The organism is Kribbella sp. CWNU-51 (genome assembly GCF_054073265.1).
Window position 1 is genome coordinate 649,063 of sequence record NZ_JBSXMZ010000007.1, and the last position, 21,204, is coordinate 670,266.

General features: G+C 65.8%; 23 protein-coding genes. 7 read left to right on the forward strand and 16 right to left on the reverse strand.

Annotated features, from left to right (window positions below; all coding sequences use genetic code 11):
• The 6 genes from ACXC9Q_RS11515 to ACXC9Q_RS11540 are packed head-to-tail and all read right to left on the reverse strand — an operon-like array spanning position 1 to position 4,564.
• Entirely contained in the window at positions 1-1,650 is a 1,650-nt protein-coding gene (locus tag ACXC9Q_RS11515; protein ID WP_457056457.1) for a replication initiator, read from the reverse strand.
• Positions 1,647-2,045, reverse strand: coding sequence for a WhiB family transcriptional regulator (locus ACXC9Q_RS11520; RefSeq protein WP_457056458.1), 399 nt, complete (start codon positions 2,043-2,045; stop codon positions 1,647-1,649). Before ACXC9Q_RS11520 ends, ACXC9Q_RS11515 begins: the two co-directional genes overlap by 4 nt.
• On the reverse strand, positions 2,042-3,598 hold the full coding sequence (locus ACXC9Q_RS11525; protein ID WP_457056459.1) for an FtsK/SpoIIIE domain-containing protein: 1,557 nt from the start codon (positions 3,596-3,598) through the stop codon (positions 2,042-2,044). Before ACXC9Q_RS11525 ends, ACXC9Q_RS11520 begins: the two co-directional genes overlap by 4 nt.
• Before the next feature lie 5 nt (positions 3,599-3,603).
• Entirely contained in the window at positions 3,604-3,846 is a 243-nt protein-coding gene (locus ACXC9Q_RS11530; RefSeq protein ID WP_457056460.1) for a hypothetical protein, read from the reverse strand.
• Positions 3,846-4,112, reverse strand: a complete 267-nt coding sequence (locus ACXC9Q_RS11535; protein WP_457056461.1) for a hypothetical protein — start codon at positions 4,110-4,112, stop codon at positions 3,846-3,848. Before ACXC9Q_RS11535 ends, ACXC9Q_RS11530 begins: the two co-directional genes overlap by 1 nt.
• 2 nt (positions 4,113-4,114) lie before the next feature.
• Entirely contained in the window at positions 4,115-4,564 is a 450-nt protein-coding gene (locus tag ACXC9Q_RS11540) for a plasmid replication, integration and excision activator (protein WP_457056462.1), read from the reverse strand.
• Between the two features lie 132 nt (positions 4,565-4,696).
• Between ACXC9Q_RS11540 and ACXC9Q_RS11545 the strand changes: the two genes are divergently transcribed.
• The 5 genes from ACXC9Q_RS11545 to ACXC9Q_RS11565 all read left to right on the forward strand — a co-directional run bounded on the left by ACXC9Q_RS11545 (position 4,697) and on the right by ACXC9Q_RS11565 (position 7,911).
• Entirely contained in the window at positions 4,697-5,485 is a 789-nt protein-coding gene (locus ACXC9Q_RS11545) for a GntR family transcriptional regulator (RefSeq protein WP_457056463.1), read from the forward strand.
• Positions 5,482-5,988, forward strand: a complete 507-nt coding sequence (locus ACXC9Q_RS11550; protein WP_457056464.1) for a GNAT family N-acetyltransferase — start codon at positions 5,482-5,484, stop codon at positions 5,986-5,988. Before ACXC9Q_RS11545 ends, ACXC9Q_RS11550 begins: the two co-directional genes overlap by 4 nt.
• A 29-nt stretch (positions 5,989-6,017) precedes the next feature.
• A complete protein-coding gene (locus ACXC9Q_RS11555; protein ID WP_457056465.1) occupies positions 6,018-7,214 on the forward strand; it encodes a helix-turn-helix domain-containing protein in 1,197 nt (398 codons plus the stop codon).
• Between the two features lie 212 nt (positions 7,215-7,426).
• Entirely contained in the window at positions 7,427-7,597 is a 171-nt protein-coding gene (locus ACXC9Q_RS11560) for a hypothetical protein (RefSeq protein ID WP_457056466.1), read from the forward strand.
• Complete coding sequence (locus tag ACXC9Q_RS11565; protein WP_457056467.1) at positions 7,594-7,911, forward strand: hypothetical protein; 318 nt, start codon at positions 7,594-7,596, stop codon at positions 7,909-7,911. The genes ACXC9Q_RS11560 and ACXC9Q_RS11565 overlap by 4 nt, the downstream gene beginning before the upstream one ends.
• A gap of 343 nt (positions 7,912-8,254) precedes the next feature.
• Here the strand turns inward: ACXC9Q_RS11565 and ACXC9Q_RS11570 are convergent, their stop codons facing one another.
• The 7 genes from ACXC9Q_RS11570 to ACXC9Q_RS11600 all read right to left on the reverse strand — a co-directional run bounded on the left by ACXC9Q_RS11570 (position 8,255) and on the right by ACXC9Q_RS11600 (position 14,474).
• Positions 8,255-9,994 (reverse strand): ABC-three component system protein, encoded by a 1,740-nt coding sequence (locus ACXC9Q_RS11570; RefSeq protein WP_457056468.1) that lies wholly within the window; start codon positions 9,992-9,994, stop codon positions 8,255-8,257.
• Positions 9,987-10,238, reverse strand: a complete 252-nt coding sequence (locus tag ACXC9Q_RS11575) for an ABC-three component system middle component 6 (RefSeq protein ID WP_457056469.1) — start codon at positions 10,236-10,238, stop codon at positions 9,987-9,989. Before ACXC9Q_RS11575 ends, ACXC9Q_RS11570 begins: the two co-directional genes overlap by 8 nt.
• Positions 10,235-11,332, reverse strand: a complete 1,098-nt coding sequence (locus tag ACXC9Q_RS11580) for an ABC-three component system protein (RefSeq protein WP_457056470.1) — start codon at positions 11,330-11,332, stop codon at positions 10,235-10,237. The genes ACXC9Q_RS11575 and ACXC9Q_RS11580 overlap by 4 nt, the downstream gene beginning before the upstream one ends.
• Positions 11,333-11,724: 392 nt before the next feature.
• Positions 11,725-12,432 carry a DUF6338 family protein gene (locus tag ACXC9Q_RS11585; protein ID WP_457056471.1) on the reverse strand — a complete coding sequence of 236 codons (708 nt, stop codon included), beginning with the start codon at positions 12,430-12,432 and terminating at the stop codon, positions 11,725-11,727.
• A gap of 456 nt (positions 12,433-12,888) precedes the next feature.
• Positions 12,889-13,398 (reverse strand): DUF4145 domain-containing protein, encoded by a 510-nt coding sequence (locus tag ACXC9Q_RS11590; protein ID WP_457056472.1) that lies wholly within the window; start codon positions 13,396-13,398, stop codon positions 12,889-12,891.
• A 502-nt stretch (positions 13,399-13,900) separates the two neighbouring features.
• Positions 13,901-14,074, reverse strand: a complete 174-nt coding sequence (locus ACXC9Q_RS11595; RefSeq protein WP_457056473.1) for a hypothetical protein — start codon at positions 14,072-14,074, stop codon at positions 13,901-13,903.
• A complete protein-coding gene (locus tag ACXC9Q_RS11600) occupies positions 14,061-14,474 on the reverse strand; it encodes a helix-turn-helix domain-containing protein (protein WP_457056474.1) in 414 nt (137 codons plus the stop codon). Before ACXC9Q_RS11600 ends, ACXC9Q_RS11595 begins: the two co-directional genes overlap by 14 nt.
• 182 nt (positions 14,475-14,656) lie before the next feature.
• Between ACXC9Q_RS11600 and ACXC9Q_RS11605 the strand changes: the two genes are divergently transcribed.
• Positions 14,657-17,176 (forward strand): hypothetical protein, encoded by a 2,520-nt coding sequence (locus ACXC9Q_RS11605; RefSeq protein ID WP_457056475.1) that lies wholly within the window; start codon positions 14,657-14,659, stop codon positions 17,174-17,176.
• Here the strand turns inward: ACXC9Q_RS11605 and ACXC9Q_RS11610 are convergent.
• The gene (locus tag ACXC9Q_RS11610; RefSeq protein WP_457056476.1) at positions 17,153-17,524 is read right to left on the reverse strand and encodes a hypothetical protein; all 372 of its coding nucleotides are present in this window, start codon (positions 17,522-17,524) and stop codon (positions 17,153-17,155) included. The two genes, ACXC9Q_RS11605 and ACXC9Q_RS11610, sit on opposite strands and share 24 nt — an antisense overlap.
• 114 nt (positions 17,525-17,638) lie before the next feature.
• On the opposite strand from ACXC9Q_RS11610, the gene ACXC9Q_RS11615 reads away from it, so the two are divergent.
• Positions 17,639-20,140 (forward strand): polysaccharide lyase family 8 super-sandwich domain-containing protein, encoded by a 2,502-nt coding sequence (locus ACXC9Q_RS11615; protein WP_457056477.1) that lies wholly within the window; start codon positions 17,639-17,641, stop codon positions 20,138-20,140.
• Here ACXC9Q_RS11615 and ACXC9Q_RS11620 read toward each other — a convergent pair.
• Together ACXC9Q_RS11620 and ACXC9Q_RS11625 are read right to left on the reverse strand one after the other, a co-directional pair.
• Complete coding sequence (locus tag ACXC9Q_RS11620) at positions 20,118-20,594, reverse strand: MarR family winged helix-turn-helix transcriptional regulator (protein WP_457056478.1); 477 nt, start codon at positions 20,592-20,594, stop codon at positions 20,118-20,120. The two genes, ACXC9Q_RS11615 and ACXC9Q_RS11620, sit on opposite strands and share 23 nt — an antisense overlap.
• Positions 20,591-21,190, reverse strand: a complete 600-nt coding sequence (locus ACXC9Q_RS11625; protein ID WP_457056479.1) for a DJ-1/PfpI family protein — start codon at positions 21,188-21,190, stop codon at positions 20,591-20,593. The genes ACXC9Q_RS11620 and ACXC9Q_RS11625 overlap by 4 nt, the downstream gene beginning before the upstream one ends.
• Positions 21,191-21,204: the final 14 nt, after the last annotated feature.

Sequence of the window (21,204 nt, forward strand, 5' to 3'; positions counted from 1 at the left end):
CTATGCCGCGGTTGCGGCGGATGCGTCAGTTGCCGAATTGGTTTCGTCCGGTGGTGCGCCGGATGGATTGGCACGTTGCTTGGCTTGCTCGTACTGCGTGCGCCACCGGATGCGGGTGGCGATGGCTTCCGCCATGACTTCCTTGTGGGTCGGGAGGCGACGCGGCCCGCGTTCCTCGCCAGGTCGGATCGCTTGCCAAATGAAGCGAGGTGCCTCGGTGTCGTCGGTGTGCGTGGCCAGCTCGTTCTGGTCGTCCATCTCGACGTCGGCGGCGGCCAGGGTTTGGCGGACGACCTCGGATCGGTCGGCGCGGTGTTCGGTGAGGGTCTTGCCTGTCCACTGGCGCGAGACGAGGACGCGTCGACCGCCGAGGCCGAGGTGTTGGCGGTCATGGGCCTTGGACGGGCATTCGCCGGGTACGACGCTGCCGGTGGCGTCCTTCGGGGTCACGCGGTACCGGAGCCAGTTGGCGCACTCCGGCGAGCAGGGCAGGACCCGCACATGGGCGTGCAGCTTGTTCATGTGGGCGAGCTGAGCCGGGTGGAGTTCGTCCCGGTCGTCGCCGTAGGTCTCGCCGATCGCCTTGCCGAGGTACTTGGTCAGGTAGCCGACTGCCTTGCCGACCTTGGCGTCGGAGTCGGCGATGATGCCTTGGTAGTCGATCTGCGAGCCGAGGCGGACGACGTGCGCAGGTTGGGCCGCCGGGTCGGCGTCGAGGTCGTCCAGGGCCTGTTCCCAGGTCGGGAGCAGAGCGCCGGTCGACGGGTCCACAAAAGCCCCGGCCATCTCGTCCCACACGGCCATCTCCAGGTTCGAGGCACAGCCGTAAACGGGCCGCCGATGGCTCGGCCACCACACTTGGTGGTACGTCGCCTTGGCAACCTCACGGACCGTCTCCCGAGCAACAACGCCCCGGACGGCGGCATGCAGGTGAGGTGCTAGACGCTTCTGCGGCTCGACCACCGCGAAGTACTGCGCCTTGTAGCCGGCGCAACGGCGAAGGTTCTGCATGAAGCGGTCGACGAGCTTCGGGAAGTGCAAGGCGTCGAGCGCAGCACGGCGGTAGTTGTAGGTGTCAGGGTCGACCGGGGTCGAGAGCAGCGGCGAGTTCTGGCCGTGGATCACGCCGCAGTCGCACGGCACAAGACCCTTGCCCGGCACGCGGTGCGGCAGTCGGTGGGTCGCGCCGTACGAGCCGAGCGTGAGTGTGATGAACATCGACGGGCGATAGGTCTTGCCCTTGGCACCGGTGAAGGTCGCACCAACGGTGCGCTTGTCCATCTCGACCTTCGGGAGGTCTGCGGCGTCCTGGCGTCGTCGCGTCGATCGAACTCGGCGAGTGGATTCCGGCTCGTCAGCCGCATTTGGTTCGTCGTCGGGTACGTCGTCCGCCGGCGCTTCGGGTTCGGAGTCGCGGTGCCAACCCTCGCGGCACTGCAACATGCGGAGGCGACGGTTCGCCTCGGCGCAGGGAGGGCACTTGCTGACCAGCGTGGAACCGCACGACACCCCGACCACTCGGTCGGTGCCGGTCTGTGTGTCGAACACCCTGTTGAGCACCGGGCGTACGCAGACGCCGTTGGTCACGGCCAGGTCCCGGACAACGTCCAGCGGGAACCGGTCGAGGGTGGCCTGTGCGGTGAGGTTCATGCCGCCGTCATCCAGAGCGCCGCGGGGCCGTCGAGAACGACACTCAGCGCGCGGTCAACGTCGGCGCCGAAGGCAAGCTCTTCGCGGATGGCGTCGCGCTCGTCCTCCGTCGTACGACCCCACACACCGTGTTCGTCGGCGACGATCGCAGCAGCCACGCAGGACCGGACGACCGGACAGAAGGCGCAAAGATCCTTGGGGTTCGTCGTACGCCGCACGCCGCGCCTGGTCTCGTCGTCGGGGTAGAAGTCGTCCGTGTCGAGGTAGCCGGCGCAGTAGGCCTTGTCCTGCCAACGAACGTCGATCCGCTGCACAAGCGAGGCCCGCGACTTCTTCGAGAGTCCCGGCACCAACGGGAGGAGCAGTTGCCCAGGTACCTGCCGCCGCGCGGTCATGCTGCCACTCCTTCCGGGTTCGCGATGCGTTCGGTAGCGCCGATCAGATCTGGCGCGTAGATGTTCACGAGGTCGGCAATGTCGTCATCGGTGATGTGGGAGAACCTGACTCGAATGGGCTCGGTCTCGCCGTCGACGGCGACGTATCCGACGCCGGGCAGGGTCTCGGGGATCTTGTCGCAGCGTGCGCCCCGCTCGCGGGCTCCATCGGCGAGGACGAGGCGAACTTGCTCGGCCTCCGCCATCCGCAGCGCCAACCGAGTCGGGAATAGGTCGCGGAACGGAAGTACTTCCTTGCGCGGGTCCTGCAACGCGCCTACCACGGTGATGCCAACGGCACGGCCCTGAGACAGGAGCAGTGAGAACGCCTTGGCAATCCGCTTCTTCATCGCCGGGTCGGTGACGTACGCCGTCAGAGAAGCGAGCTCGTCCGCGATCAGGACGATGAACGGCTCATCGCGGCTCGGCTTGAGGAGACGGGAGAAGCCGCGGAGCTTGCCCTGCCGCCGGCGCATGATTGCCACCAGATCTTCAAGCAGGGTTGCGAAGGCCTCTTCGTACTCGGCATCGCTGGCACCATCCATCGCCGGATCGGAGCCATAGCAGAACCGGTGAAACAACCGCCGGCCGAGCGCCAACTCCATGCCGCCCTTGGGGTCGAGGACCCAGAGTTGAACCAGGCCCGACCGGATACCCGGAGCGAGTGCCGCGATGATCGACCACAGCACCGAGCCCTTACCAGCACCGGTCGCGCCGGCCACCAGAAGATGCGTGTACAGCAGCCGAAGCCGGAACATCAGGCCGTCCTCGCGGCGCGCCACGTCGAGAGCCTGGAGGTTCGGCGGATCAGCCGCAGGGATCGGAGCGACGACCTCCCGCAGCGGGTCGTTGGTCAGGAACCACAGCACCAGACGATCGGACCGCCGAGGCAGCGCCCAAGCGAAGAGACGCGCCATCCAGCCCTCAGAGCCGCCCGGCCACCATGCCGGGATCATCGACGCCGCCGAACGGACTCGGCAATCCTCAGCACCGAAGGTGCGTGCCAACCGCTCGGAGTGCTCGGCGTAGTCGGTCAGGATCTGACCCGGCAACAGCCGAACCGTCACCTGATCGACCGTGCCGGACGACCGAACCTTGACGATCCGGGGAACGTACGTCCGATCGTCGAGGCGCACCGTGAGGTTGAGCGCCCGCATCGTCGTGTCCCAACGGGTCCGGTACTCCATGAAGCGTCGCCGTGAGCCACGCAGCCGCCAGATGATCCGCTGCGCGAACGAGTCGGGCCACCGCCAGCGCCAACCTGCTAGGCCGGTCGCCGGTACAGCCGCAGTCGCAATGACCAACCAGGCCTCGCCGCCAGTCCAGAGCTGATACGCCTTGAGGCCCAGCAGCGGGACGACGACGAACAGCGGGTGCCGGATCAGCCAGCGCGTCGCGCGGATCATCGCCCGCAGGCAGTACCAGATCACGACCCACTTGAGCCGAATGGCGACCGAGGGGGCCCGGAAGTTCACCGGACCCGTCCCGACCTCCTTGCCCTTGATCTTCGCCATGTTGGTCACCCGCCGTTCGGTCGCGACTCATCGCACATCACCGGCTCGACCGGGAGGCGGAGGGTGTACTTCGGGCACGGACCCGGGGTGTGCCGGCGCTTGCCGCAGAACGGGCACGGACCCTTGGCGCCGCCGTCCGGGATACCGCAGTAACCGATCTCGTCGCCGTCCGCCCGGATGAAGACCTCCCGAGCCTCCCGCCCGCAGGTGCAGAGTTCGCCCGGCGCGGCCTCACGCCAAGGCGTCATCACAGCCACCCCTCCGAGTAGAGGACGCGGTTACCGGGCCGGTCGGCGGGTAGGTCGTCCTCGTCCGTGTCGTCGGTGTCCTCCCAGGGGTCGCTCTCCTCGTCGGAGTCCGAGAGCCAGGCCTGGTGCTGGTTGAGCCACGTGCGCGCCTCGAAGCGAACGAACTTGCTCGGCTCGCCCGTCAGCAGCTCGCTCAGCAGGAATGCCGCGCGACCGTTCTGATAGGCCAGGTACTGACCGGGGTCCACGCTCTCCGCGACGCTCATGGTCAGGCCGCCTTCTGCTCGGTCGCGCCCGAACCCGGCATGTTCTTCGGCGACCGGAGGCCCATGCATCGGAAGCTCCAGCCCTGACGCGCCCGGCAGCGGTGCGAGCGGCCTTCATCCGGAGCCGAGCAACTCCGGGTGTCGACCCACGGCGCGGCCGTCATGCCCTGCAACTCGACTGCCGTGAACGGCAGACCCGGAAGAGCCGGCGGGAGCACCGGCTGCACCTTGGAGATGATCCGGACCGTGAACGTCCGGTCCGCCTTGCGCGCCTCCGGGTCACCATCCATCACGTCGAGCGTCCAGACCGGAAGGCCGGAGTCCTCATCGATCGTCTGAACAGGGTTGGTCTTGGTGGACTTTTCGAAGTCCCGAGCCGCGATCACCTCGCTGACCGCGAACAGACCATGGGGAAACGTGTCGCCGAACTCAACGATGATCCTTCTCGGCATACCCATGATGGATCTGATCCCTTCATTGGATTCGTACCAATGTTTGGTACGAGACCAATCTTTACCGTGGGGTTGGTGCGAAGTCAAGGAAAATGGGACCATTGGTTGGTACGAACCAGGAGGTTCCCTCGAATGGCACAGTCAGCACCGCTCTACCAGCGCATCGCAGCCGAGCTGCGCGAGCAGATCCGCACCGGCAAGATCAAGGCCGGCGAACGCCTGCCGACCGAGCAAGACCTCATGGCCTCGCACGACGTATCCCGGAACACCGTCCGCCTCGCGGTCGGCATGCTCCAGAACGAAGGCATGATCACCAGCACGCCGGGCCGCGGGACCATCGTCCGCGAGCGGATCATGGCGGACTATCACGCGACCTGGGCCGAGACCCGCGACCGCCGAGCCTCCGACCAGGCCGACGCCTTCCAGTCCGAGATGGCCGAGCAGGGACGCCACGCGGAATACCGCGACTTCGCGATGAGCCTGGAAGTAGCCGGCCCTGACTTCTCCAACCGACTCCAGGTCGACCAAGGCGACGCGCTGGTGTCCCGCGGCTTCGTCCGGTACGCCGACAACCAGCCGCTCAGCATCCAGGTCAGCTACTACCCGATGGACATCGCCCAGCAGGCAGGCCTCCTCGTGCCGAACGACATTCCGGGCGGCGTGATCCGAGCGATGGCCAAGGTCGGGCATGAGGAGATCGGCTACCGCGACGAGATCACCGCCCGCATGCCGACCCCGGACGAGGCCCGCAAGCTCCAGCTCGGCTCAGGAACACCGGTCATCGTCTACGCGCGTACGACGTACAGCGACCAACGCCCTTTGCGTCTCACGCTGACGACCTTCGCGAGCGACCGAAACCGGGTCATCTACGAACTCGGCGACGTGCGCGCGTACCTTGCCCAAGAGGGCGCCGAGGCATGATCATCGAGCGCGCCGACGCCGACGACCTGGGCGTCATCCTCACCCTGCGCACCGAGGCCAGCGGATGGCTCGCCGAGCAGGGCATCAACCAATGGGCTGTCGCCTGGCCCACCCCTGAGGAACAGAACCGCCGCATCCTCGCCAGCATCGAGGCCGGCGAAACCTGGATGATCCGCGACGAGAACGAGGCCACCATGGCCACGGTCGCACTGGACACATTCTCGGACCCGCGCCTCTGGACTCCCGAGGAACAAGCCGACCCGGCGATGTACATGCACCGCCTCATCGTCCGCCGCAAGCACGCCGGCCTAGGCACCGAAATCATGGACTGGGCCTGCCACCGAGCCCACCGCCTCGGCCTCCACTGGCTCCGCATCGACGTCTGGACCGACAACACCGGCCTCCACAACTACTACCTCCACAACGGCTTCAAGCACGTCCGCACACTTGACCTTGCCGACTACCCTTCGGGTGCGCTGTTCCAGCGGCCATGTGACGACTGAGCCGCGGAATCCCTGGGGAGATTCGAGGCATGGGCGACACAGCGGAGGTAGGGGCACGGATCGCCCTGCTCCGGAAACACCGGCAATTGACCCAACACGGCCTTGCCACGTTGGCGAACGTGTCCTACAGCCTCCTGACCAAGGTCGAGAGCGGCAGCCGTCCTGCGAGTGAGGGATTCGTGGCGGCATGCGCCCGAGCGCTCGGCGTCGAAACCTCTGTCCTGCTTGGCGATTCGGCACCCGAGGCGACGAAGGACCAGCGGTTAGGCAAGACGCTCGGCCGGGTACGCACCCAGCTCGATCTCTACGACCTGGACCCGGACGAGACCATCACGCCGCGCCCGTTACCCGTCCTCCGCGAGGCGGTCCGGGTCGCCAACGTCGTCGGCCAGGCCGCCCGGTACGAATCGATGACGCCGGTCCTGCCCGGTCTGTACGCCGAACTCCACGCGGCAGCAAACACCTGGACCGGGACCGATCGAGCCGACGCCTGGGGTCTGCTGGCAGAGGCGTACCGCTGCGCGCACACAGTTGGCATCGCCGCCGGCTACCCCGACCTGTCGCTGATCGCGCTCAACCGGATGGACTGGGCAGCTCGACAGGCAGGCGATCGGGCACCGGCACTTCGTGCAGCCCGCGAATACCTGCGGATCACCGCGTACCTGCGCCGCCACGACTACGAGACCTGCTGGCACCTGAACAACGCCGGCCGAGCCCACCTCGAGGGCACAGATCCGAAGACGCCCGGAGCCTTGATCGCCTCAGGTCAGTTGAACCTCGGCGCGGCAGTCCTGTCAGCGCGGGCCGGCGATGCCTCCGCAGTCAGCGACTACCTCAACGAAGCCGAGCGCTACGCCGACCTGACCGGCGAAGATCTCGAGACCTTCTGGTTCGGCTTCGGCCCCACAAACGTCGCCGTCCATCGGGTCATCACGATGATCGAGCTCGGCGACTACTCCCACGCCATCCACCTTGGCGAATTCATCCAGTTTCCCCGCGGCTGGCTCCCGACCCGCATCGGGCACCACCACTTCGACCTCGCCCGCGCCTACCAGCGCCTGAACGTCCCAGAGCAGGCCCTGCGACATCTGCACATCGCCCGCCAGGTCGCGCCAGGCCAAGCCCGCCGGCACCCGCTGGTCCGAGGCGTAGTGCAAGACCTCCTCCACATCTCCCGCCACCCGTCCGAGTCGCTTACCCGGTACGCCGCGTGGATCGGTCTCTGACAGGCCGCGGAGACTTTCACAAGCTGTGAAAGTTGCCCCCTTCACGCATCGCCACTCTTGATCACGTAGCGCACTGAGGCCGTTACCGAAGCCCTTCGCTTCGCCCTCAACAACAACGGGGTGCAGATCATGCTTACGGCGTTCGCGATCCTCGTACTTGCCGGTGTAGTCCTCGACGGAATCCTTCTCGCCTTGGTGCGGAGCCGGGTCCAATGAGCGCGCCGGCCACCGAGCAGCCTCTACGCCGGGTCTGTGTGTGGTTCGGCGAGCACCTGGTCATCGATCACGTCTCGGACCCCGACTACGCGGCCCGCTTCGAAGACGCCATGCGCCGACGATTCGCCAGCCTCCGTGTCACCAACGAGGAGGCGACCGACCAATGACCCACAAACCGGCCGCCGTTGGATACGTCAACGCAAGTCTCCTGATCACCGACTCCGAACTGGAGCGGGTCCGGATGGACGTGGCCCGATTCGCCGGCGACTGGGGCTACGCACTCACCTACATCCACGTCGAAGACCAGGCAAGCACACCCGATGCCTTCACCGGCCTAGTGCAGCAGGTCACGGCCCTGGAGATCACCACGGTCCTGATCCCGAGCCTCCTCCACTTCGCCGGCCTCGGCAGCCCTCTCGAAGTGAAGAACCGCCTCGAACACCTCATCGGCGGCCGGGTCATCCCCACCACCGCCCCGTAAGCCGGCGAGGCCGGCGTGTAGATCCCTGCATCCGCGCCGGCCTCGCCCACCACCCCGTGCCCTTGCCCTGGCTCCTCCGCACACCTCTGGGCAAGGGCGCGGCCATGTCCAGACCCGACGAACGGACACGCGATGCCAAAGCCCAACCAGCCATCGCGACAGCCCTGCCCCACCTGCAACGGCAGGGGATGGACCGTCGTACAGAAAACCCGCATCAAGAACGGCAAGGTAGTCACCGAACCCGAACACGAGCCCTGCACGGCCTGCGGCGGAACCGGCTGGACCAGGACTTGAGCGGCTGACGATGCGGAGGTCCGTGTGTCGCTTCAGAATCAGAATATCGCTACGCGAATCGGCATCCAAACAAGCCACCATCGTCAAAGCTGTCCGTAAGACGTGGCTCTAGGTAATTCGATGTCAAATCGACTCCTAGAGACCTGACCTTCGATAGCTCGTCAGAATTCAAAGCGGTCAAATACTGCATTGACTCCTCTTCGCAAACCTCTCGCGCGAGACTCAAGGCTCGCGTTAACTGCCGTTCGTCGACGCCGTCAAATAGATGACTGTCGTGCACAATAAAGTCTGGGCCGCGGTGCCCTCGGAGGGCGGTTACCGCAACCGCCAGGTCAAAACAGAAGATGACCATGTTCCCAATGCCGCGACTGTCTTGGCTGTCGATGTGCGGAGAAATCTTCAAACTAGTCGCGGTCGGATCTATGTCTAGATACGCTTCCCGATTTTCCCCGTAGAGACGGTTGGCATACCCCAGGAAACGCATATTAACATCGGTGATGATGCGATCACGCTCGCGCAAGTCCATGCGTATTTCAGCTTCTAGTTTGCCCCGCTCAGCCTTGATCTCGGCAGCGCTGGCCTCAAGCGCGACAGCCGCTTCATATCTGTGTCGTAGCGCTTCGAGTGTCGCACGCTCTTGGCCAAGGATTTCCTGAAGGGCGGTCAAAGCCTCTAGTGCTCCACCTTCATTTAATAGCCGGAGAACCCTTGCCTGCTCCTCGCCAAGCGTCTCGCGCTCAGCACTCCGTCGATCGATACGTTCTCGAACCGACGCCAGCTCACTTTCGAGATACATGCGACGATTCCGAATAACTGTCTGATGAAACTCCTCAACCTCTTCATATCTACGCCTTACCGAGTCACCGAGGACAACACCTAGCTCAGAGTAGACCGATTCCAGATAGTCAACTTCGGGATCTACTGAATCCGTTAAGGCCCGTTCGTAATCTTGCAGGTTCCGCCTATCGACGATGTCTTCCTCTCGAAGGAGTCGGACTCTCTGAGCAATCGAATCAGCTTGAGACTGCAAGCCCTCAAACTCCGGCACAACGCGAAAATCCTGGATTTGGCCTTCGAGGTTCGATACCCGTTGCTGTACAACCGTGATCTGACCGCGCAGCTCAGCAGAGCGGCCAACGATCCTTCCCCAAATAGGGTCTTTTGCGGCCTGGACAAGTTGCCTTCGCATCGCCTCACGCGCACTGATATCCCGGTATCTGGCCGCAAGCCTCCAATCGAGGCCTAGGAGGTACGCCACGTTCGCACTCGCCTCGGCCGGCGACTGCTGGGAAGCGGTCTTCACAGCTTCATTGAAGGAATTAGAACCGATCCGGCGCATATACAACGCGAGCATGGAGCGGCCGCTGATTCCCGGATGCTCATCTGGAAGTCCGAACAGGTCTCGTTCGATCAATCGGCGCCACTCAGGCAAAGATTTTCTGCTCGGCCCGTCCGATGCTGGACCAGGCCCGGCAATATCTGGGTCAAGGATAATATCGGCCGGTGATGCCACCGCCCGTCGGACGGTAAGTCCTGATTGAGTCCGAGGCCAATCTAGGTGCAACTCAAACTCATACCTTCGGAGCTCGGGACGGTCAAGAAAGGACCGTTTTCCGGCGTCTGCGCCCAACAAGAAGTGAAGAATTTGTATGAGACTGGACTTTCCAGCACCGTTCCGACTGTCAGTGTCCGTTGAACTGGCGGTCTTGTCCGCGACGAGGATATTCAATCCCGGCTGAAAGGTGAGCGCCTTGAACCGATCATCATTGGCTTTGATGCTCCTAAGCATCGGCTCTCCTCAATGCCACAAGATCGCCATCGAAGCGAACGACGTCCATAGCAAACAGCACGTCCAGTGCAAGCGCGAACCACCAGAACGGAACTGGCGCCTTATGCGCGTTCTCTTCACGCCAGGACTGAAGCCGTACCCAGATTTGACTCACGGTCATCGGCTCATGCAGGACAGACGCAATCTGAGCACCCACGCTGAGGAGTGCCCGCTGCGGAGCGATGCCTTTTGTTGGAATGATCACCGTGCCGTCCGCTCGTGAGTCGCCCAACCCGCAGGTGGATTATCAAAGACATCACAACTCTGAAAGAAGTAGGTGACGACAGCCTTGGCGACATTGCTCTGTCGCAGAGGAACCGAAGCATTGCCAAGTATGTACCGCTCAAGGCCCCAGAAAACTAAATCGGGGTCAGTGTATTCTTGACGAAGCCGCTCATACTCCTCGCGAAATCCCGATGCTACCTCGTCGCGTTCGGTGACATCTACCCGATTCGCATAGTAGGCATCTATTGGCGTACCGAGATATAGCAGCCTGACAATCTCCTCGCGAGTATCGTCACTAAATTCATTATAATCCAGCTTTGATTCAGAGGGAGCCTCGAGAGGTTGCAAGACGTCAGGCCGCACCCGATGCTCACTCAGGTGATCAAGCAGCGGCTTCAACTCATCAAGGCCAATACCGAAGACCATATCCTGAACTGGCAGTTCCGCGCCTAGCAAGTCTTCTGCCTGAGTCCGATCGAGCTTCATTACTTCGTCGCGAAATTTGCGGAACCCGAAGTTTTCAAACGCCAGCGTATCGCTGGCGTTGACCTTGGCGATCATTCCAGCGACCTTCGGATGAACTCCACGCAGATCGTTATGCACAAATACGAAGATTTCAAATTCACCGGGACGCTTGGCTTTCGCCTTGGCGAGATCCTCGGCGAATTTGCTTGACACCTTCTTCTCGTCCAGGGTCTTCGGCCCGTAGCACGCATACAGCTTGCCCGAGTAGAGCGAGATACCGTCGCTACCGAGATCCCCGAGGCTTCCCGCGGTACGGACGTCCAGGAAATCTTCGTGCCGGGCGGCCATTAAGTCTTGAAAGAAGGTCTCAAACTGCTCGCCGTTCAATTCGGCAAACTTAGCGGTTAGAAGAAACCTGGCGGCGAGGCGTTCATAGAAGTTCATGCCCACAATTACCCCCTCCCCAATCGTCTCGACGCTGATGTCAACACTATCGCGTCCTGATCCAATCGCGTTACGTCCGATACCTACTCGTGTCGCATCGCCCTTGGAGTCCTGCGCGGCCCGCCCGATGACGATCCCGGGCAACCCAGTGACTGCGTCGCGCATCACACCGAACGGACGCATCGCTCTCCGATCTGTCCGTCGGCACCGCTGAACGCGCATCCTCGCCGAAAGCCTCAGCCCGGAGCTCTGTTGCCGGTTTCACCTCTTAAGAATCAAGGCACGCCGCAAGCGGCGCGCAGCGCGGCCCGGGCTTGCGACCTCCGGCCGACGCCCTCCGCCGCGCGCACCTTCTACGTTTGGCCGATCCCGAAGCGCTCACCCCGACCAGGCGAGTCCGAGCCGATTGAGAACGGCGAATGGCCGGCGGGTTGGCCTCGTCCCCCTGGTCGCTCGATTGTCCGGCCACCACGCCACGCGTCAAGAGCGCTTCGCGTCCCTACGGGATCGGCAAGCCGACTCTTGACCCGCACCGCGCTGCCCTGGGTTTGCAGCTATCAGGAGGACGGGGCAGGTGTAGCGGTCGACGGCGATTCTGCTGGCTTCTCCCGAGTGTCCAGGACGTTCGGCGCCTCTTCGAGATGGGTTACCGAGATGTAGTCGATCTTGTCGCGCGACACGATGAATCGATCGAGGCTCAGCCACTTCGGATCGGCGCCATCGCTGGCCGCAGCACGGATCGGCCAACACAGGGCGATGTCCCGATCCCCGCCGAGGTCCTCGATGGTGTATGAGTGGAGCACACCCTCTACGAGCTGTCCGTTTTGTAGGCGTACGGCAACCCATGGGCACGTGCCCTTGGGCCGGGTCCCGAGTGAGTGGACCCAGACGTTCCCATCGGGACGAAACTCCGAGCTTTTCCACTGCCGCTGGAGCACGTACAGGAGTGTGGCGATCACGAGCGCGAGGAGGAGGACCGTCACGACCGACCAACCCGCGTTGCGGGCGTGATCGCGAAGATAGGTTGCTCCATCGCTCGTCCACTGATCAACGTCCAGCGTCCACGGGTGCAACCGGTATGGAATCAGTACGACGATCAGGATGGCCGTCCCGGTCGTCAAGGCGCCGACTGAGACGAACTCCAGCAGTTCCTGCAGACCGCTCGTCTTCGTGCGAGCGCGAAGACGGCTCGTCAGGCGTAGGTAGTACCAGCCCGGAACGAGCGCGAGCACGACGAGAAGTGCTGCGAGTCCGGACGGGATCATCGGACTACTTCGATTCCCCGGAGCCAGAGTCGGACCCGCCGCCCGCCTGGGAAGTCGGAGGCGGAGGGGTCAGCGAAGACGCGGGAGGGGGCGTCAATGAGCCCGAGGGAGGTGCGATGCCTTCCGGCACGCCAGTGGTGGACACGACTCCGGCGCTCCCGCGGATCGAGGTGGGATCGGAGACGATGTTTAGTTCCACGCGGTTGTGATCTTCCATGCAAGCAGTATGGCCGCCCAGGTCGACAGTTCTGCGCCGGCGGCCCGGGGGCCCATCGATTCCGTACTCCAGTCGTACCCCAACAGCCCCGTACAAACTGGTCACATGCGCTACCTCTGGCACGGCGGCCCAGCGGGCAGCAGGTCTGCGAGCTGATGACGCAGGCTCCTACGGATCAGAAGGTCGGGCGTTTCGGATTCCTCAACCTCCCTGGGCGAGTCTGGGCTCGCGAGGCTGGCTTAGAGGCTTCCGGAGCGCCGAGCTTCACGAGCCTCCCGAGCGCGAGTCACGCGGGCCGGCGACTGGAACACCTCGTCAAGAACTTCAGCCATCAGCTCCAGCGCCAGCGCGGTCTCCTCCGAGGTCACCGGGTCGATGAAGTCACCGTGCGCCATCTCGTTCCCGAGGTATCGCACCTCGTGGGCTGCCTCCTGGATGTGCGGCCGGATGTACCCAGCTTCAGCCATCGCGTCGACCTTGGCGGCTATTCCGTTCATGGTCAGGCCTTTGTGCTTGGCGGTGGCCTCGATGACGGCGCGAGCTAACGAACAGGACGCGCGGAAGGCTTGGACGCTCTGACACTTGAACGCCTCCGACGCAGCCTCGCCGATGTGACCAGGCACATCCGGAAACTCGCGGCCGGTCGCATGGGCTGGAATCCACTCCATGCTGTCCATCTGCTCTAGGTCGTACTCGATGTCCCGCCACTCCGACTGATCACCGTCCTGGAACATCTGGCCGATGCTCATGGCGCCGCATTGGTCACAGGTGAAAGCTGCGCTGAGGCGGGTGACGCCCGTGCCCGATCTCATGTCAAACAAGTACCGAGCCCGTCCGGACCCGTCGACACGCGCCATGTGTGCCTTCGTCTTACAGGCATAACAAACTCGGGCAGCCATGCGTGCAGAATGTCAGAGACACATCCGCATCAACAGTTCCGCTCGTAGGCGGTGCGCGAGATGCCTAGAGTCGTGCCATTGGTGTGCCATTCCGGGTGGCCAGGGAGGGGTACTCCAGGCCGGAACCGGCCGACTTGGGCAAGCGCGGCTGAGTGGCGGCGGGGGAGCCGGGTGCGATTCCCAAGCTGACAGTGCGGGTTCGATTCCCGTCACCCGCTCCAGATGTCAAAGCCCAGGCCCACGTTTCGGGACCTGGGCTTTGTTGTGCACTCACCTCTGCATCAAACGGTTGACCCAGGTGCGGTCCAGACCGTTGCCTTGGTCAACCGTGCGCAACTCCGGGTCGCGATCGTCACTGCTGGACGAGGTAGGGCGCGATCATCAGGTCCAGCTGGTCGGCCAGGAAGTCGCGGAGAGAACCCGAGTCGGTCACTGACCAGACCTGGAGAGCGCCGGTGAAACAGACAAGGGTGTGGCGAGCAAGCGCCGGTACGTCGGTGTCGGGGCGCAGCTCACCGGCTTGCACAGCGGCTTGGTAGAGCCGGGCGCAAGTCCACGATCGCCGCCGAGTGCGCGAGCGCGTGCTGCCGGAAGTCGGGCTCGGTGACGTCGAACCCGTTGCCGAGCTCCTCACGGTGTTTGATGTGGGCAACGGCCGTCAGCGTGAAATCCCGCAGCGCGGCCACTGGGGATGTGTTCCGCGCCTCCGCTTCCTCGGCCGCACGGAGCAGCATCAACGGCGATCTGGCGGCCGAGGCGAGCAGCAGACCGCGCTTGGAGCCGAACCGTTGCAGCAGCGTCGGCGGTGCGAGACCGGCGCGGGCACCGACTGCCGCCAGGGTCAATTTCGCCAGCCCTAGCTCGGCGAGGACCTGGCGGGTCGCGTCCAGGATCACGTCGTCACTCACGAGTCGCGGCCGGGCCATCCAGCCACCTCCGAGTTTGTGAATGGCCATTCGCTAATTGATGGGACAGTAACAGATCCTTGTGCGCTCAGTTATTCAGTAGCAACGGGTGATCGTCGGGCCACTGAGGGTCCCGGCGGGGGTCCCGTTGCCCGGTCCACCCGCCGCGGGCTGGGTTTTCGTCGTACAACGGGAGCCTTTTCATGCGTTTCGCCCGCACCGCCCTGGGCCTGCTGCTGGGCTTGGCCGGTCTCGTGGTCACCGTCGCCGGAGCCGTGGCGGCCTTCTGGCTGGTCGGCCCGGACAACATGATCTCCACGTCCGCCCGGGAGCTGACCACGGAGGGCCTGGCCGTCATCACCGCGCCCGACCTGCTCGACCGGCACGGCCCGACCCTGCATGTGACCGCGACCGGCGGCAAGCCGCTGTTCGTCGGCATCGGGCAGGACCTCGACGTCCGCGACTACCTGGCCGGCGCCGCGCACACGCGGCTGATCCGCTTCGACCCGCCGGCCACATTCGGCACCCAGGACATGCGCGGCCGCAGCACCAAGCTGACGGCTCCGGGCGACCTCGACTGGTGGGTCGCGAAGTCTGGCACCGGACAGTCGTCGGTCGCCTGGCCGATCCAGGACGGCCGGTACGACGTGGTCGTGATGAACGCGGACGGGAGCCCGGCGGTGGGCGCACAGGTCCGCTTCGGCGTCGAGGTCCACCGCGCGTTCGGCATCAGTCTCATCACCTTCGGCGCCGGCATCGTCGCCCTCGCCCTAGGCCTAACCCTCACCCTCCGCCGCAGCCCGGCCACGACCATCACCGCCTTCCCGGTGGTCGCCCTGCCCACAGCCCGTCAAGCTGCACCCACCCCCGCCGGATCTGCCGCGACCAATGCGGCCGGCGCCGGATCTGCCGCTGCCGCTGCGGCTGGCGCTGGCGCTGCGGCTGGCGCTGGCGCTGCGGCTGGCGCTGGCTATGGGGCTGGGGCAGGGGCTATCCAGACTGCGGCAATCGTCGAGCCTACTGCCGCGCTCCAGCCCGCCACGGCACTCGAGCCCGCGCTAGCCTCCCTCACTTTGGCGCCGACCTCCGCCCCGGCACCCGCCCTCACCCCATCATCCACCTCGTTCGCGGCGACCACCTCGTCCGCGGCGACCACCTCGTCCGCGGCGACCACCTCGTCCGGGGCGACCACGTTCGCGCCGGCGCGTGTCACGGCGAGCCCGTTCGCGCCCGCACCGCCGCCCCCGGCCGTGCCGGCCGCTCCGATGTTCATGTCGGCGGCTGCGGTCGCCAGGGCGAAGTCGCCCGGACTCCTGGTCGGGGTCGGCGTGACCACCTACGGCGAGCCGAGGTACACCGAGCACTCCGACAAGCGCGGGTACGGCGAATCGCGCGGCGACCGGTCACCGTCCAACGAGCCGCCCTACGGCGGGCCGACGTACGCCGGACCCGCGTACGACCGACCGTCCTACGAGCAGCCGGCGAACGGGCGGCCAGCGCACGACCGACCGACGAACGAGCGGCCGGCGCACGAGCGGCCGGCACACGAGCACCCCGCGGACGATCGACCGGCGAACGAGCCGCCAGCAAACGGGCGGCCAGCGCACGACCGACAGGCACACGGCCGGGCGACGGGCGGGCAGCCGGCGGGACGGCGGACGGCGGAGCAAGGAGGCGTCGGGGTGGGGACTGTTTCGTTGGTGGAGTCGCCGGAGTTCGAGAAGAGTGATGAGGCGGTGCGGCGGACGGCGGCACTCCTCGCCAGCGGCGCATTGTTGCTCACGACAACGAGTTGCGGCCTGCTGCCGGCCCAGAACAGCGACGCCGCGCCGGAGCGCCGCCCGGCCGTGACGCTCGCCGACGCGCAGGCCGTCGTCCAGCGCTACAACCAGATCAACAATCAGGCGAACCAGGCCCGCGACACCAACCTGTCCGAGACGATCGAGGCGGATCCGACCCTCACCCAGACTCGGGCCGGCTTCCTGATCGGGCGCAAGCTCGACGCGCCCGGCAAGGACAAGGACAAGCCGTTCACGTACACCGACCCGCAGATCGGCGCCCCCGAGTTCGGGTCGTACCCGATGCGGTTCGTGGTCAGCTCCGGCGTCTCGAACGCCCCGGGGAGCCGCCAGCTCGGCGTCTGGCAGCGGCAGAGCGCGGGCGCGCCGTGGTTGCTGACGAACTCGGTCTACCCCTCGAAGACGATGAAGCTGCCGCTGCTGGAGGGTCTGCGGACTCCGGCCAAGGCCGACCTGGACAAGCTGGCCAGCCTGCCGACCGCGGTCGGCACGAGCCTCGCGGCGTACCTGACCGGCGGTGTGAAGGCCCCGCAGGCGAAGCTGTTCACGCCCTCCCCCGGGATGTCGAAGCTGCTCGAGCTGGGCGCCAAGTCCAAGGTCGCGGACACCGCCGAGACGTACATCGCGAGTGTCGCCGACACCTTCCAGCCGTCCGGCGACCCGCTCACCTTCATCACGTCGTCGGGCGAGGCGCTCGTGTTCCTCTCCCTCACCGAGCAGTACCTGCAGCGGGTCGAGCCGGGTTCCAACGCATACTGGACCAGCGGCGAGGCGACCGCCTTCAGCAGCATGGTCAAGTACACGCAGACCCTGCACCAGGACTACCTCCACCAACTCGCCCTCGTCATCCCGACCAAGGCGACCGGCGGCCCGATCCGCATCCTCTCGATGGACGGCCAGCTAGTCGGCGCCGGAGGCTCGTAACAACCACCGCCACCGCGGCTGCTCTGTCACGACACAGCCAACCGCAAGCACGCTGACCACGACTGCGACCACCATCGGCCACGCAAACCAAGCGGCGACAACCGCGGCGGCCAACTGGAGCAGCACCAGCAGAATGGTCACCACCCCGGGCACCGCGACGATCACGCGCGGCTTGTCCCCTGGGGTCTGGAAGATCGTCGGCAGACCTATCAGTACGACGACGGACGCGACGGCGAGCGGGATCGAGTGCGGGGCGAGCGCCCACGGGGTCGCGATCCAGGCGATCAGCTCGGTGGTGAACCGGAGAGCCGAGGCGAGCCGGCTGTCCGGTGACGTCTGCGTGGTCACGGCGGAACGATGCCACGAGGACGACCAAGAAGTCGGTGGCAAGCGGTTGCTGAAGAATAGTTTCGGCTGGTTGACTCCGGGGGTGAGGTTTTTCCCATCCGCCCGGGAGTACCAGTGGACATCACCCGTCGCCGCCTGCTGTCGTTCGTACCCGCCACCGCCCTGCTGACCGCGGCCAACCCCGCGCCGACCGCCCGAGCTGCCACCCTGAAGGCCATGGCCGATCCGAGCCAGTTGCTCGCCAACGCGATCGCGATCTACGCCGGTACGGCGGAATCCAACGCGCGCCCCGAAGTCGCCGCCAAGCTCGCGGCCCTCGACGGCACCGCGCGGACCTGGCTCGCGGCACTCGACCGTGCCGGCGCCGGTGAGCTCTTCGCCGGGCTCACCCTCGGGACCAGCGATCCCAACCTCAGCGCGTCGTACCAGCACCTCTACGAGATCGCGCTCGCGACCAAACGCCCTGGGCCGGCCTCGGACCTGCAGGGCAACGAGCAGGTCCGGGCCCGGGTCGCGGAGAAGCTGGTCTGGCTGCACGAGAACTACTACGGCGACCAGTCGAAGGGGTACTACGGCAACTGGTTCACGTGGGAGATCGGCATCTCGACGTACGTGTCGAAGACACTCGCCCTGCTTGATGCGCCGGCCGCGCTGATCGCGCAGTACGTGCCCTCGATGGACGCCTACCTGCGCAACGGCAAGGACGGCGACGTCGACCTCGACTCGCGCTTCCACACCGGCGCGAACCTCGTCGACATCACCGCGAACCGGGTCCTGCAGGGCGCGCTGATGGGTGACGACGCGCGGATCCGGAAGGCGCTGCAGGACCAGTTCACCGTGTTCGCGACCGTCGACCCGTACAACCTGCAGCACGGCGTCACCGACGGGTACTACGCGGACGGCTCGTTCATCCAGCACTCGTCGGTCGCGTACACCGGGTCGTACGGGAAGGCCCTGCTCAGCCGGGTCCTGCAGACCATCAAGGTGCTCGACGGCACCGAGTACGCGCAGGGCGACGACCTCGTCGGCGTGGTCCAGGGCTGGGTCGAGCACGGGTTCGCGCCGCTGATCTTCGAGGGCTGGATGATGGAGATCGTCAAGGGTCGCGCCGTGTCCCGGACGGCGACCGGGTACGACGACGTCGCGGTCGTGGTGGAGGCGATCGTCGATCTGGCCGACTACGCGACCGGCGCGGACGCGTCCCGGCTCAAGTCGTTCGCGAAGTTCACCGCGCGGCCGACGATCAACCCGACGACCTTCGTCTCCCCGGTCAGCGTCGCGCGGTTCGCCGACATCAAGGCCGACCCGGCAATCGTTCCGGCCGACCTCAACCCGGCCGCGAGCAGTACGGCGTTCAACGCGATGGACCGCACTGTGCATCGGCGGCCGGGGTTCGCGTTCGCGCTGGCGCGGAACTCGGAGCGGATCAGCAAGTACGAGTACATGAGCGGCGAGAACCTGATGCCGTGGTTCCAGGGCGACGGCGCGCACTACCTCTACCTGGCCGGCCAGGACCAGACCACGTCGTACGGCGTTGACTACTTCACGACTGTTTCGCCGTACGCGCTGGGCGGTGTCACCGCGCCGGTCGAGGCCCGCAAGACGATCCCGGAGCTGTACGGGACGCAGTACTACGACAACCCGCCGACTTTCACCGCGTCGTCGGAGTCGCAGAACACCTATGTGTACTTCCCGACCGGCACCAACGCCTACTCCGGCGGTGCGACGCTCGACGCGTACGGCGCGGTCGGGTGGGTGCAGTCGGATGACTTCGCCTACGCGTCGCGCGACAGCCTGCCGGACGACTTCGTGGTGTGCCGCAACGCGTCGGCGACCAAGTCGTGGTTCCTGCTCGACGACGAGATCGTCGTCCTCGCGGCCGGCGTGGGCGACGCGGATCGTGCAGTGACCACGACACTCGACACCCGTATCGCGGCGACCGGGGACGCTGTCGCCATCACCGGCGTACGGCGGGATGGCCGCGCGTGGGCCGGGACAGGGACGGTCGATCCGCGGTGGCTGCGGTATGCGGGCGGCGGCGTGTCACTCGGCTACTACTTCCTGCAGCCGAGCCAGGTGTCGGTGGAGCTGCAGCAGGTGACCCGGAGCCGGCGCGTGGTGCGGACGTCGAACCCGGACACCGCGGTGACCAAGCAGGTCTTCGGTCTGACCGTCGCGCAGGCCGCCGGGGTCACGCGGTCGATGGCCTACGCATTGGTGCCTAACGCAACGGAATCCGGGCTGCGTTCGTATCAGCACGGCCGGATCGCGGTGCTGTCGAACACCCCACGAATGCAGGCGATCCAGCACCTCGGTCTGCGGCTGACCGGCGCCAACACCTTCACGCCTGGCGCTCACCACCTCCCTGGACTGACGATCGACGGGCCTGCTTCCGTCCTGCTCCGACGCCAGTCGAGCGCGGTCACCATCGCCGTGTCCGATCCCACGACCGCCCGCGACACCATCACGGTCAACCTCTGGGCTCAGTATCTTCGGCCCGCGTTCCCGGCCCCCGGCGTACAGGTGGTGCGGACCGTGGCCGGGACGCGGCTTACCTTCACCACGCGCCACACCTACGGTCGCAGTCTGGCGGTCAGGCTTCTTCCAGCTTGGTGATCAGGGTCTGCATGGTGGCGAGCGTCGTACGCAGCTCATCGAGGTCGACGGACTTGCTGAGCTTGGCGGACCACGGATGCTGGGCGACGGAGATCTGCCGGATCGCCCAGTAGCCGGCCTCGGTACAGGCGAGCAGTTTGGCGCGGCGATGCGCCGGATTCGGGCGGTACTCGGCGAGGCCACGGTCGACCAGGAGGTCGGCGATCCGCTGGACCGCCTGCCGGCTGACGCCCATGATCCGGCCGACATCGGCGACGGAGCGCGGCTCGTCCAGGACGCCGCCGAGGACCTGCCACCACGCGGCGGTCAGTCCGCCGTGCGCGGCCAGGTCCTGGGCTGCCTCCATCAGCCGTGTGTTCAGGCGGAAGGTGGCGATGATGACGTCGGTCAACAGCGCACCACCTTCCGTCTGCTTGGCCGGCTTCGGCCAGTCGTCGCGAGGTGGAACCGTCATCCGACCAGGATCGGATAGTCGGCCGCGTCGGCCCGGTGGAACACGCCCTCGTACGCGTCCAGCTTCCGCTCGTCCGCGAGCCCGAGCCGCTGCAACGTCGCCCGCGCGAACTGCACCGGCGAATCCGGCCCGGCCGTGATCAGGTCACCGTCGACGACGGCCCGCTCGTCCAGGTAGTTGTCACTGCCCTGGTAGCCGGTGGCCTGCAGGTACTCCTTCGCTGCGCTGGTGTGCTTCCGGTTGTCCAGCAGACCGGCCCGCGCCAACCCGGACGTCGCCCCACAGATCGCCGCCACCGGGATCCCGCTGTCGAGGAACCGCTGCGCCAACTTCGCGAACGCGTCCCCTTGCCCGGTGTCCCAGAGCCCGGATCCCGCGAGTACCAGCAGATCGCCGTCGTCCGGCTCGACATCCGCCAGCGCCATGTCGGGCACGACCCGCAGCCCTCCCATCGTCACGACCGGCTCCGTCGACTCGCCCACAGTCACCACCTGCCACGGCACCCCGGTGAACCGCCCGGTCCGCAACTCGACCAGCAGATGCCCGATCTCCCAGTCTGCCCACGTGTCATACACCGCTGCATACGCTGTCTCCATAGACAACACCTTGT